Source organism: Streptomyces boncukensis, from assembly GCF_011045075.1.
GTDB lineage: Bacteria > Actinomycetota > Actinomycetes > Streptomycetales > Streptomycetaceae > Streptomyces > Streptomyces boncukensis.
The window spans coordinates 1-12,045 of the sequence record NZ_JAAKZZ010000208.1 but is presented as its reverse complement, the minus strand read 5'-3'; the positions used below and the strand labels follow the sequence as shown (position 1 = coordinate 12,045).

Here is a 12,045-nt window from a genome sequence, read left to right as displayed (position 1 = left end):
CCCCTTGCCTGTCCGCGCCGTGCCCGCCCGCGCCGTGCCCGCCTGCCCGGTGGCCGCCGGCCTGGTGCCCGCCGTCCGGTGCGCCCTCGCCGGCGGGACCGGCGGGCGAGGACCCCGCGGGGCCGCCCGGCTCCCCCGTCCCGTCGTCGGCCCGCATCGCCGCCGCCCCGGCCGTCTCCGCCGCCGTGCCGGAGCCCGCGGCGGCCGAGGCATCCGAGGCATCCGAGGGGTGCGAGGGGTGTGAGGCATGCGAGGCATGCGAGGGGTTCGGGGGGCCCGAGGGGTCCCCGTCGTCCGCCTCGTCCGTCTCGGACCACTGGATCCGCCGGATGCGCTTCAGCCGGGGCACGGGCGGGGCGGCCGGAGGGGTCCGGCCGCTGTTGGCGAGGGCGATGGCCTCGTCGAGTTCGTCGGCTCCGCTCATCGTTCCGCTGTCCCGTCCCGGCCGCCTGAGCCGCTCGGGCCGCCGCCCTGGGGGTCCTCGCCGTTCTCCGTGTTCTCCGTGTTCTCCGCGGCCCAGCGCCGGGCCAGCGCGGCCGCTCTGCGGGTCGCCTCGGCGACGTCCTGCGGCGCGCCGCCCGCCTGAGCCGCCGCGTAGCCCACCAGGAAGGCGGTCAGCGGGGCCGCGGGGCGGGTGACGCCGTGCGCGGCGTCCCGGGCGAGGTCGAGGAGGGGGGCGGTGTCCACGTCGAGTTCGATGCCGAGTTCGGCCTTGACCGCGGTCATCCATTCATCCAGCACCCTGCCATGCTCCCTGATGCGGGCCCGTGCTGTGGCAATGTCGTCCCAGGTGTCGCAGTCGAGCGGGGCGCCACTGGGGGAGACTTCGCTGCGGCGCAGCGTGAGACCGGTCAGCAGCAGGCGCACGGGAAGCCCGCTCAGAGCGCCGTACTCGGTCCTCAGGAGCGCGAGTTCGCGGCGCAGCGGTTCGGTGCGGTAGGCGGCCAGCAGGGGCTGCTCACGGCCGTCGTACAGGACCGTCCCCTCGTCCCCCGTGCGCACGTCCAGCAGCTCGCGCACCGTCTCAGGGCCGAGGAAGGGCACGTCGGCGGAGAGCAGCAGCACCGTGCCGTGCCGGGCGTGCCGCAGGCCCGCGTCCAGCGCGGCCAGCGGACCGCCGCCCGGCGGCTCCTCGCGGGCCCAGGTCACCGGGCGGTACGTGGCGCGGCGCGGGCCGACGACGGTCGTCGTGGCGGCGTCCGCGCAGGCCGCCAGGGCACGGTCGAGCAGGGTGCGCGCGCCGACCGTGACCGCGGGCTTGTCGGCGCCGCCGAGGCGGCGCGAGCCGTCGCCCGCGAGCACGAGCGCGTCGTAGGGGGTGCGTGGTGCGTGGGTCACGCCTCAGAGCGTACGGAGCAGCACCGCGGGGTGTTCCACGCAGTCCGCGACATGGCGCAGGAAACCGCCCGCTGTTCCGCCGTCGCAGACCCGGTGGTCGAAGGTGAGCGAGAGCTGTACGACATGACGCGCCGCCAGCTCGTCCCCGACCACCCACGGTTTGCGTGCGATACGGCCGACGCCGAGCATCGCCGCCTCGGGGTGGTTGATGATCGGCGTGGAGCCGTCGACACCGAACACCCCGTAGTTGTTCAGGGTGAAGGTGCCGCCGGTCAGCTCCGCCGGGGTGAGCGCGCCCGCGCGGGCCGCCTCGGTGAGCCGTGCCATCTCCGCGCCGAGCGCCTCCGTGCTGAGCGCTTCCGCGCCCCGGACGACGGGCACGACCAGGCCCCGCTCGGTCTGTGCGGCGAAGCCCAGATGGACGTGCGGCAGGACGACGATTTCGCGGGCCCGGGTGTCGACCGTCGAGTTCAGCGCGGGGTAGCGGGCGAGGGCCGCCGTGCAGACGCGTGCGAGCAGCGCGAGCAGGGACACGGACGGCAGGCCGTTCCGCTCCGCGTGGGCGTTCATCCGGCGGCGCGCGTCGAGGAGTTCGGTGGCGTCGGCCTCCACCCAGCAGCTCGCGTCCGGGATCTCGCGGCGGCTGCGGGCCAGGCGCTCGGCCGCGGTGCCGCGGATCCCGGTGAGCGGGATCCGCTCGGCCTCGGCCTCGGTCCCGGCCTCGGTCCCGGTCCCGGTCCCGGTCGCAGGTCCGGTCCCGGCCGCTGGCCCGGCCGGCGGCTCGGTCACGGCTGCGGCTGCGGGGGCGGGCCGGTCCGGCGTACCGGCGGCGCGTTCGACGTCGGCGCGGAGGATCAGCCCGTCGGGCCCGCTGCCGGTCAACTCCCGCAGATCGATCCCGTGTTCGCGGGCGAGACGCCGCACCAGGGGCGAGATGACGGCGAGGGCGCGTGTCCGCCCGGCGTCGGACGCGGATGCCCCGGCCGCGTCGGCAGCCTGCCCCGGGCCGCCAGTGCCGTTCGAGGTGCCGTTGGACGTGCCGTTCGAGGTGCCGCTCGGGGTGCCCGCACCCGGTGCGGTGCGGCGGCGGCGCCGCCGGGGCGGCTCGTGGGTGCCGTAGCCCACCAGGACGTTGCCCGAGCCGCCCACCTGCTCCAGGTCGGGCTCTGCGCCTCCCGCCGCCGCATCCGTCGTCGCCACGGTGACCAGCGGGGCGCCCACCGGAATCTCCGCCCCCTCCTCCGCACGGTGGGCGGTGACCACGCCGCCGTACGGGCAGGGGACGTCCACCAGCGCCTTGGCCGTCTCCACCTCGACCACCGGCTCGTCCACCCGGACGGTGTCGCCGACCGCCACCAGCCAGCGGACGACGGTGGCCTCCGTCAGGCCCTCCCCGAGGTCGGGAAGGGCGAACTCGCGGACCTCGCCCATCAGCGCTCGCCCTCCGTCGTGCCGGGCGTCCACTCGCTCTCCCACTGGAGCCGCGCCACCGCGTCCAGGACGCGGTCCACGTCCGGCAGGTGGTGGCGCTCCAGCATGGGCGGCGGATACGGGATGTCGAAGCCGGCGACGCGCAGCACCGGCGCCTCCAGGTAGTGGAAGCAGCGCTCGCTGATCCGGGCCGCCAGCTCGCCGCCCGGCCCGGCGAACCCGGGGGACTCGTGGACGACGACGGCCCGTCCGGTGCGCCGTACGGACGCGGCGACGGTCTCCTCGTCGAAGGGGACGAGCGAGCGCAGGTCGACCACTTCGAGGTCCCAGCCCTCCTCGCGCGCCGCCTCGGCGGCCTCCAGGCAGACGGGCAGGGAGGGGCCGTAGGTGACGAGCGTCGCCGAGCGGCCGGGGCGGCGCACGGCCGCCCGGCCGATGCCGGGCACGGGCTCGGGCGCCGCGGGGTCCCAGCCGGCCTTCGACCAGTAGAGCCGCTTGGGCTCCAGGAAGACCACCGGGTCGTCGGAGGCGATGGCCGCGCGCAGCAGCCCGTAGGCGTCGGGCACGGTCGCGGGGGTGACCACGTGGATGCCGGGCGTGGCCATGTAGTACGCCTCGGAGGAGTCGCTGTGGTGCTCGACTCCGCCGATGCCGCCGCCGTACGGCACCCGTACGGTGATCGGCATCGGCAGCCCGCCGCGCGTCCTGTTGCGCATCCGGGAGACGTGCGAGACCAGCTGCTCGAAGGCCGGGTACGCGAAGGCGTCGAACTGCATCTCCACGACCGGACGCAGCCCGTACATGGCCATACCGACGGCCGAGCCGAGGATGCCCGCCTCGGCGAGCGGGGTGTCGGCGCAGCGCTCCTCGCCGAACTCCTCGGCCAGCCCGTCGGTGACCCGGAAGACACCGCCCAGGGGGCCCACGTCCTCGCCGAGGACATGCACCGCCGGGTCTGCCGCCAGGGCGTCCCGCAGGGCGTGGTTGAGCGCCTGGCTCAGGGTGACGGGCTTGCGGGCCGGGTCGGCGGCGCCCGCCGCGTGCGGCGGCTGTACGGCGGTGCTCATCAACGGGCCTCCCTGCCTCCGTGCGCGCCCCGGTGCGCGTCACCGGGTGCGGCGTGGGCGCTCTCCGCGGTCAGCTCGGCGCGCAGCTGCTCGGCCTGCGCCCGCAGCTGCGGGGTCCGCTCGCCGAACACATGGCCGAACAGCTCCATCGGGTCCGGTTCCGGGTCCTGGTTCATCCGCTCGCGCAGCTCGGCAGCCTGCCGCTCGGCGGCGCTGGCGACCCGCTCCGCCTCCGCGTCGTCCAGCAGCTCGCGCTGCCGCAGCTCGTCCTCCAGAAGGGCGATGGGGTCATGTGCACGCCAGGCGGCGATCTCCGCTTCGGTGCGGTAGCGGGTGGCGTCGTCGGCGTTCGTATGGGCCTCCAGGCGGTAGGTGACGGCCTCGACGAGGGTGGGGCCGTCGCCCCGGCGGGCGCGGTCGAGCGCGTCCGTCAGCACCCCGTGGACGGCGGCCGCGTCATTGCCGTCCACCAGCCGGCCGGGCATGCCGTAGCCGACGGCCTTGTGCGCGAGGGAGGGCGCGGCGGTCTGCTTGGCCAGCGGGACGGAGATCGCGAAGCCGTTGTTCTGCACGAGGACGACGACGGGAGCATGCCAGACGGCGGCGAAGTTCAGCGCCTCGTGGAAGTCCCCCTCGCTGGTGCCGCCGTCGCCCACGAGCGCCAGCGCGGCCACCTCGTCACCGCGCAGCTGGGCCGCGCGGGCGAGGCCGACGGCGTGCGGAAGCTGGGTGGCGAGCGGGGTGCACAGGGGCGCGACGCGGGTGGCGCGCGTGTCGTAGCCGTGGTGCCAGTCGCCCCGCAGCAGGGAGAGCACCTGCACCGGGTCGAGGCCGCGGGCGACGGCGGCGAGGGTGTCGCGGTAGCTGGGGAAGAGCCAGTCGTCCTCCCTCAGGGCCAGTGCGGCGGCGACCTGGCACGCCTCCTGCCCGGTGGAGGAGGGGTAGACCGCGAGGCGGCCCTGCTTGGTCAGGGCGGTGGCCTGTTCGTTGTACCGCCTCCCGCGCACCATGGACTCGTACAGCCGCAGCAGCAGCCCGCCGTCGGGGGCGGGGCCGCCGTCCGCGCGCTCGACCCCGAGGACGCGGTGCGGCTCGGCGTCCGGGAGCAGCGGCGCGGGGGCTGTGCGCGGGCGCCAGGACGGGGGAGGCGTGGGGGCGTAGGCACCGTGCTGCTCCAGGACCGTCATGACGAGCACCTCCTCCGTGGGGGGCTGCGGCAGGGATGGGCCGGGCGGCCCCTCACCTACCGATTGTTCGGTCGCTGGCACATTTTGGCTACGGGTGGCCTCAGCCTGTGGACAAATGGCTGGCTGGACCGTTCGATGACCGCACGACGTCCATGGAGGGGAGGCCGCAGGCGGTGTCGGATGAACAGATGGCCAACGGATCCTCCCGGCCACCCCTCCGCCCCCTGGACGCGGTCGACCGGGCCATCCTGCGGCTGCTGCGCGCGGACGGACGCGCCTCCATACGGTCCGTCGCCGAGCGGGTGCACATCTCGCGGGCCAACGCCTACGCGCGGATCAACCGGCTCGTCGACGACGGGGTGATTCGCGGCTTCAGCGCCCGTATCGACCAGGAGCGGGCGGGCCACGGGGCCTCCGCCTACATCACGCTCAAGATCGTGCAGGACTCCTGGCGCCGGGTGCGCGCGCAGCTGACGGAGCTGCCGGGGGCGGCGCACATGGCGCTGGTCAGCGGCGACTTCGACGTACTGCTGCTGGTGCACACCGTGGACAACAGGGCGCTGCGGGACCTGGTGCTCACCCGTATCCAGTCGATACCGGAGGTGCTGAGCACGCGGACCCTGCTGGTGTTCGAGGAGACGGACCTCGACCCGGAGCCATGACGCCCCGCGCGCCCCTCCGGGGCGCCGGGCGCCGCGACGCCGCGGAGATCCGTCAGCAGGGCGCTAACCCGTGCGGAGGCCGGCGAAGGCGGTGCGGAGCACGGCATCGGCGACCTCGGCGCTGGCGTCGAGCACGCCCGCTCCGGCGCCGGGGCCCGCTCCGGCGCCGGCCCGCTCCGGGCGGTACCACTCCGCGATGGAGTTGATCATCCCGAAGAGCAGCCGGGTCGCGAGCCGGGCGTCGACGTCGGCGCGCAGATCGCCCTCGGCGGCGGCCTGCTTGACCAGCTCCGCCACCCGCTGGTCGAAGTCGCGGCGCCGGCCCATCGCCCACACCTCGGTGTCCGTGTTCCCCCGCACCCGCAGCAGCAGCGTGACGTACGGCAGCTCCGCCATCAGCACCTCGACGGTGCGGCGCGTGACGTGCTCCAGCCGGTCGACGGCGCGGCCCTCGCGCGCCGCGGGCTCGTCGAGGATGCCGAACAGGCCGTCGAGGGCGCGGCTTATCCCGCGGCGCAGCAGCTCTTCCTTGCCGCGCACATGGTGGTAGATGGAGGACTTGGAGATACCCGCGGCCCGGGAGAGGTGCTCCATCGAGGTGCCGTCGTACCCCCGCTCGTTGAAGACCCGCACGGCGACGGAGAGCAGGGAGTCGGGCGTGTACGTGTCGCGCTTGACCGTGGGCATGCGCCTGATGCTAGCGGGGCCCCGGTGGCGGCCTACCTCCGAGTTATCCACAGGCTCGTGACCCCCCTTGCACCGACCGATCGTTCGGTTGCAGTATCTACCTGGTACGGCCCGGCCGCCAACCCCGGCGGCCAACCATGGGTATCTGCCCAGCTCAAGGAGGAGTTGGTCCTCGTGACCCCCGGCACCGGACTCACCGCAGCCCAGCTGACCGAGAAGCACCGCCCGACCCTGGACCGTGCGCTGGAGGCGATCCGCTCCAGGGAGTTCTGGTCCCCGCACCCCGAGCATCCCAAGGCGTACGGCGAGGAGGCTCCCGAGCGCGGCCGGCAGGCGTTCGACGCGCTGCGGGGCCGCCGGTTCGAGCTGCCGGGCCAGCCGGGCTCCGGCGGCTGGACGGCCACCGAGGTCTCGCCCTTCGGGCTGGAGATGGGCATCGAGTATCCGCGCGCGGACGCGGCGGCCGTCGCGGAGCTGCTGCCCGCGCTGCGCGCCGGGGCGCCCGCCTGGCGCGCGGCGGGGCCCGAGCTGCGGGCCGCGGTCTGTCTGGAGATCCTCTCCCGGATCAGCGCCCGCACCCATGAGTTCGGCCTGGCCGTGATGCACACCAGCGGCCAGGCGTTCATGATGGCCTTCCAGGCCGGCGGGCCGCACGCCCAGGACCGCGGCCTGGAGGCGGTGGCGTACGCCTTCGCGGAGCAGACCCGCGTCCCGGCCGCCGCCGACTGGGTCAAGCCGCAGGGCAAGCGCGATCCGCTGCGGATGCGCAAGGAGTTCACCCCGGTCGGGCTGGGGGTCGCGCTGCTCATCGGGTGCAACACCTTCCCGACCTGGAACGGCTATCCGGGCTTCTTCGCCTCCCTCGCCACGGGCAACCCGGTGCTGGTCAAGCCGCATCCGCGGGCCGTGCTGCCGCTGGCGCTGACGGTCCGGGTCGCCCGCGAGGTGCTCCAGGAGGCGGGCTTCGACCCGAATCTGGTGGCGCTCGCGGCGGAGGCCGAGGGCGACGGCATCGCAAAGGACCTGGCCGTGCGCCCCGAGGTGCGCGTCATCGACTTCACCGGCTCCTCCGCCTTCGGCCAGTGGCTGGAGTCGCACGCCCTGCAGGCCCGGGTCTTCACGGAGAAGTCGGGGGTGAACTCGGTCCTGATCCACTCCACGGACGACTACCAGGGCATGCTCGCCAACCTCGCCTTCTCCCTCTCGCTCTACAGCGGCCAGATGTGCACCACCCCGCAGAACCTCCTGATCCCGGCGGACGGCATCGCCACCGACGCGGGGCACAGGAGCTATGAGGAGGTGGTCAGGGACCTCGGCGAGGCCGTCGGCAAGCTGCTGGGGGACGACGCGCGGGCTGCGGCTCTGCTCGGCGCGATCGTCAGCGAGCGGGTGCGCGAGCGGATCGAGTCGGCGCCCGAGCTGGGCGAGGTCGCCCTCGCCACCCGCGAGGTGGCGGACCCGGAGTTCCCCGGCGCCACGGTGCGCACGCCCGTGATCGTCAAGCTGGATGCGGCGCGGCCCGGGTCGGAGTCCGCGTATCTCGCGGAGTGCTTCGGGCCGGTCTCCTTCGCGGTGGCCGTCGGCTCCGCCGAGGACGGTGTGGCGCTGCTGCGCCGCGTCATCCGGGAGAAGGGCGCCATGACCGTCGCGGCGTACACCACCTCCCCCGAGGTGGAGCGCGCGGTCGAGGAGGCGTGCTTCGACGAGCCCGCGCAGCTCTCGCTGAACCTCACCGGCGGCGTCTATGTCAACCAGACGGCGGCGTTCTCCGACTTCCACGGCTCCGGCGGCAACCCCGCGGCGAACTCCGCGCTGGTCGACGGCGCGTTTGTGGCGAGCCGGTTCCGCACCGTGGAGGTGCGGCGCATGGCCCCCTGAGCGCGAGGGTCCCGTGGGCGGCGCGCGCCGCCCACGGGACCCTCACCACCCGTGCCGTGACCCGCGGCGTGATCCGTGGCGTGCGGTGATCACTCCGGCGGCTTGCCCGAGGAGACCGTCAGGTCGACCTTGTCCTTCTTCGGATCGAAGGCGTCGAGGTACTCGGGGTTCTGCTCCAGGACGGTGTTCTTGCCCCAGACGTTCTCGTCCTCCGTGGTCACCTCGCCCACTTCCCAACCCGCCGCACGCAGACACGCCTTGACGGAGGTGAGGTCCTTATAGGTGAATTCCGGCATGCTGAGCTTGCTCTTGTCCTTGTAGGAGTCGCGAGCGTCGGTGCACTTGGTCTTGTCGATGGTGCGGGATGTGTCCGGGCCCTTGAACTTGCTGTTCGCGTCCTGGGAGGCGCCCGCGCCGCCGTCGGTGCTGCCGCTGCCGCTGCCTCCCGAGTCGCCCGTGCCGCCGCTGCCGGCCGGCGCGGCGGACTCGGAGGTCTTCGGCTTCGCCTGCGGCTCGTCGCCGCCCCCGCCCCCGTCGTCGTCGCCGGTGAGCGCGACCACCAGGAAGACCAGACCGACGACGACCGCGGCACCGGCCACCAGCGCGGCGATCATCGGGCCGTTCTTCTTGCCGCCGCCCGGCCCGCCGGCCTGCCCGCCGCCCGAGGCCGGGTGCGCGAGGCTGTACGGCGGCGGGGTGGAGGCCCCGCCCTGCGCGTTGTACGCCGGGGTGGGGGCGCCATAGGGCGGCTGCTGGCCCATCGGCGGGGTGGGCGGCGGTGTCGAGGGCCCGAAGCCGCCGCTGCCGTAGGGCTGTGGCTGCCCCGGCGCCTGGTAGGGCTGCTGCACCGTGCCCTGCGGCGGGCCCGCCTCGCCGACCGGCGGGAAGACCGCGTTGCCCACGCCCGCTCCGCTGTGCGAGGACGGGAAGCCGCCGACGATATGCGGAGCCGCCCCGGAGGCGACACCGGAGCCGCCGATGCGGGCGCACTCGTCGCTCATCGCCTCGGCGGACGGGAAGCGTTCGTTCGGGTTCTTCTTCAGCGTCCGCGCCACCAGCGCGTCCACCGCAGGCGGCACCACCTGGTTGATCGACGAGGGGGCGACGGGCTCTTCCTGGACATGTGCATAGGCGATGGCCAGCGGCGAGTCCGCGTCGAACGGCAGCCGCCCGGTCAGCAGCTCGAAGAGCATGATGCCGACCGAGTAGAGGTCCGAGCGCGCGTCCACGCCGCGCCCCAGCGCCTGCTCGGGCGACAGATACTGCGGCGTGCCGACCACCATGCCGGTCTGCGTCATGGACGTCACACCGGACTGCATCGCCCGTGCGATGCCGAAGTCCATGACCTTGACCACACCGCGCCGGGTCACCATCACGTTCCCGGGCTTGATGTCCCGGTGCACCAGCCCCATTTCGTGGCTGACCTCAAGGGCCGCCAGCACATCACCGGTGATCTTCAGTGCCTTGTCCGCCGGCATGGCGCCGAACTGCGCGATGTCCTCGTCGAGCACCGAGCGCAGCGGCTTGCCCTCGACGTACTCCATGACGATATAGGGCACCATCGCGCCGTCGATGTCGTCCTCGCCCGAGTCGAAGACGGAGACGATATTGGTGTGCGTCAGCTTCGCGACCGACTGGGCCTCGCGGCGGAAGCGCTCCCGGAAGGACTGCTCCCGGCCCAGCTCGGTGTGGAGCGTCTTCACGGCGACCTGCCGGTCGAGCACCGAGTCGTAGGCGAGATACACCGACGCCATCCCGCCCGCACCCAGCAGCGAACGGAGCTGGAACCGCCCCCCGCCGACCATGCGGCCCACGTAGTTGCCGGCCGCCATTGCGCCGTCGTCGCTCATCTGACTGCTTCCCCCTCGGCGGCGCTGCTGCCCCGTGCAGGTGCGTTGCTGACCGTTCAGATACGTTACTGGCCCGGGTACGTTGAGTAGTCGTCCTGGTCCCGGGCAGCTGATCCACTGGACCTGATACTGGCCCAGGTTTGCCCGAGGGCCGCGACACGTCAAGCTCGTTGCCCGTTCCGTGACCGGATGCGCACGGCACTGTCGCAGGACGCGGAGGGTGCGCGGTCCGTAACCGGGGTGACCGGAGGGTAGCCGTCCGGGAACCGTGATCATTCACAACCGCGTACGGTTCGTTCACCGGCGCGCGGCCGGCGCCGCGCGCACCAGGTCCGCCATGGGTGTATACAGGCGGTCGCTGTCAGCGAACTTGCCAGCCGGGTGCCGCAGCTTGTTGGATGGCGCCTTCCGTCCCCATCCATGTACCCCTCCGCGTGCCTGTAGCCTCCTTGGGGGAGTACGCACCGCGCCCAGTGCCCAGGGGCCGCGGATCCGATTCAACGGCGAGGACTGATGGCACAGACGCAAGCCGCCGGGGGCCCCTCCGACCCCGACGCGACGGGCGGCGGCTCCATGCCCGATTCGCCGGAGTTGTGGGGTAATAACGGTCTTGTCGGCGACGGCAGGTACCGGCTGACCCACCGTCTCGGACGCGGCGGTATGGCGGAGGTCTTCGGCGCCGAGGACCTGCGGCTCGGGCGTACGGTCGCGGTCAAGCTGCTCCGCTCCGATCTGGCCGAGGACCCGGTCTCCAAGGCGCGCTTCACCCGCGAGGCCCAGTCCGTGGCCGGCCTCAACCACCACGCCGTGGTCGCCGTGTACGACTCCGGCGAAGAGGTGATCGGCGGCAGCGTCACTCCGTACATCGTCATGGAGCTGGTGGAAGGCCGCACGATCCGCGATCTGCTGCTGACCGCCGAAGCGCCCCCGGCCGACCAGGCGTTGATCATCGTCTCCGGGGTGCTGGAAGCGCTGGCCTACAGCCACCAGCACGGCATCGTGCACCGGGACATCAAGCCCGCCAACGTCATCATCACCGACCAGGGCGCCGTCAAGGTGATGGACTTCGGCATCGCCCGCGCGCTGCACGGCGCGTCCAACACCATGACCCAGACCGGCATGGTCATGGGCACGCCGCAGTACCTCTCCCCCGAACAGGCGCTCGGCAAGACCGTCGACACCCGCTCCGACCTCTACGCCACCGGCTGCCTGCTCTACGAGCTGCTCACGCTCCGCCCCCCGTTCACCGGCGAGACCCCGCTCTCGGTGGTCTACCAGCACGTCCAGGACGACCCGGCGCTGCCCTCCGAGGTGTCCGAGGTGGTCCCGCCCGAGCTGGACGGCCTCGTGATGCGCTCGCTGGCCAAGGAGCCGGACGACAGGTTCCAGACGGCCGAGGAGATGCGCGGGCTGACGCAGTACGCGTTGCAGATGCTGCACGAGCAGGGCGGCCACACCGGCGGCGTGTGGAACACCGGCCCCGTCGCGCACGGCGGCGCCGACACCCCCGCCATGGGCGTGCCGGGTGCGGGCGCGCAGCAGCACCCGCAGACCGGAGAGACCTCGGTGCTGGGCGCCCCGATGCTGAGCGGGCCGCGGGACGACGACGGCGGCTTCGACGGCGGCACCCGGCCGGGGGGCCGGCGCGGCGCGGGCGGCGGCAACAACAAGGGCATCAAGTACGCCCTGATCGCCTTTCTCGCCGTGATCGCCATCGCGGGCGGCATCTTCTTCGCGACCAGCGGCGGCGGCGACGGCGGCGGCAACAAGGACGTCAAGCCGACCGAGTCGACCAAGGAGACCGAGAAGGAGAAGAAGCCGTCCAAGACCCCGTCGAGCACCCCGACGGAGACCGAGCAGGACCAGCCGGGCGTCACCACGGGCGGCACCGGCGGCGACGGCGGCTACACCCCGACCCACCAGCCCACCCGGAACTATCCGACCC

9 protein-coding genes and 1 pseudogene are annotated in these 12,045 nt (G+C 73.5%); 3 read left to right on the top strand and 7 right to left on the bottom strand.

From position 1 onward, the window contains the following. From G5C65_RS19890 to pdhA, 5 genes and pseudogenes are all read right to left on the bottom strand, one after another. Positions 1-424 (bottom strand): annotated as a pseudogene (locus G5C65_RS19890) (hypothetical protein); the annotation flags it as partial. After that, a complete protein-coding gene (locus G5C65_RS19885) occupies positions 421-1,338 on the bottom strand; it encodes a DUF6457 domain-containing protein (protein WP_165300233.1) in 918 nt (305 codons plus the stop codon). The gene G5C65_RS19885 and the pseudogene G5C65_RS19890, both read right to left, overlap by 4 nt. A gap of 3 nt (positions 1,339-1,341) precedes the next feature. After that, on the bottom strand, positions 1,342-2,769 hold the full coding sequence (locus G5C65_RS19880; RefSeq protein WP_165300232.1) for a dihydrolipoamide acetyltransferase family protein: 1,428 nt from the start codon (positions 2,767-2,769) through the stop codon (positions 1,342-1,344). Further along, positions 2,769-3,836 carry an alpha-ketoacid dehydrogenase subunit beta gene (locus tag G5C65_RS19875; RefSeq protein ID WP_165300231.1) on the bottom strand — a complete coding sequence of 356 codons (1,068 nt, stop codon included), beginning with the start codon at positions 3,834-3,836 and terminating at the stop codon, positions 2,769-2,771. The genes G5C65_RS19880 and G5C65_RS19875 overlap by 1 nt, the downstream gene beginning before the upstream one ends. Then, positions 3,836-5,023 (bottom strand): pyruvate dehydrogenase (acetyl-transferring) E1 component subunit alpha, encoded by a 1,188-nt coding sequence (gene pdhA, locus G5C65_RS19870; protein ID WP_165300230.1) that lies wholly within the window; start codon positions 5,021-5,023, stop codon positions 3,836-3,838. The genes G5C65_RS19875 and pdhA overlap by 1 nt, the downstream gene beginning before the upstream one ends. Before the next feature lie 152 nt (positions 5,024-5,175). Between pdhA and G5C65_RS19865 the strand changes: the two genes are divergently transcribed. Further along, entirely contained in the window at positions 5,176-5,685 is a 510-nt protein-coding gene (locus G5C65_RS19865; protein WP_165300234.1) for an Lrp/AsnC family transcriptional regulator, read from the top strand. A 63-nt stretch (positions 5,686-5,748) separates the two neighbouring features. On the opposite strand, the gene G5C65_RS19860 is transcribed toward G5C65_RS19865, so the two are convergent. Continuing rightward, positions 5,749-6,372: a TetR/AcrR family transcriptional regulator gene (locus G5C65_RS19860; RefSeq protein ID WP_165300229.1), complete on the bottom strand. Its 624-nt coding sequence runs from the start codon at positions 6,370-6,372 to the stop codon at positions 5,749-5,751. 174 nt (positions 6,373-6,546) lie between these two features. Here G5C65_RS19860 and paaN point away from each other — a divergent pair, with 174 nt between their 5' ends. Beyond that, positions 6,547-8,250 (top strand): phenylacetic acid degradation protein PaaN, encoded by a 1,704-nt coding sequence (gene paaN, locus G5C65_RS19855; RefSeq protein ID WP_165300228.1) that lies wholly within the window; start codon positions 6,547-6,549, stop codon positions 8,248-8,250. Between the two features lie 89 nt (positions 8,251-8,339). Here paaN and G5C65_RS19850 read toward each other — a convergent pair whose 3' ends face one another. After that, on the bottom strand, positions 8,340-10,100 hold the full coding sequence (locus G5C65_RS19850) for a protein kinase domain-containing protein (RefSeq protein WP_165300227.1): 1,761 nt from the start codon (positions 10,098-10,100) through the stop codon (positions 8,340-8,342). Between the two features lie 513 nt (positions 10,101-10,613). Between G5C65_RS19850 and G5C65_RS19845 the strand changes: the two genes are divergently transcribed. After that, positions 10,614-12,045, top strand: a 1,432-nt coding sequence (locus G5C65_RS19845; RefSeq protein ID WP_165300226.1) for a protein kinase domain-containing protein, incomplete at its 3' end; no start/stop codon positions are given.

Coding starts and splice junctions, on each gene's coding strand:
- G5C65_RS19880 (WP_165300232.1), bottom strand. CDS start 2,769: ATGGGCGAGGTCCGCGAGTTCGCCCTTCCCGACCTCGGGGAGGGCCTG.
- G5C65_RS19875 (WP_165300231.1), bottom strand. CDS start 3,836: ATGAGCACCGCCGTACAGCCGCCGCACGCGGCGGGCGCCGCCGACCCG.
- pdhA (WP_165300230.1), bottom strand. CDS start 5,023: ATGACGGTCCTGGAGCAGCACGGTGCCTACGCCCCCACGCCTCCCCCG.
- G5C65_RS19865 (WP_165300234.1), top strand. CDS start 5,176: ATGGAGGGGAGGCCGCAGGCGGTGTCGGATGAACAGATGGCCAACGGA.
- G5C65_RS19860 (WP_165300229.1), bottom strand. CDS start 6,372: ATGCCCACGGTCAAGCGCGACACGTACACGCCCGACTCCCTGCTCTCC.
- G5C65_RS19850 (WP_165300227.1), bottom strand. CDS start 10,100: ATGAGCGACGACGGCGCAATGGCGGCCGGCAACTACGTGGGCCGCATG.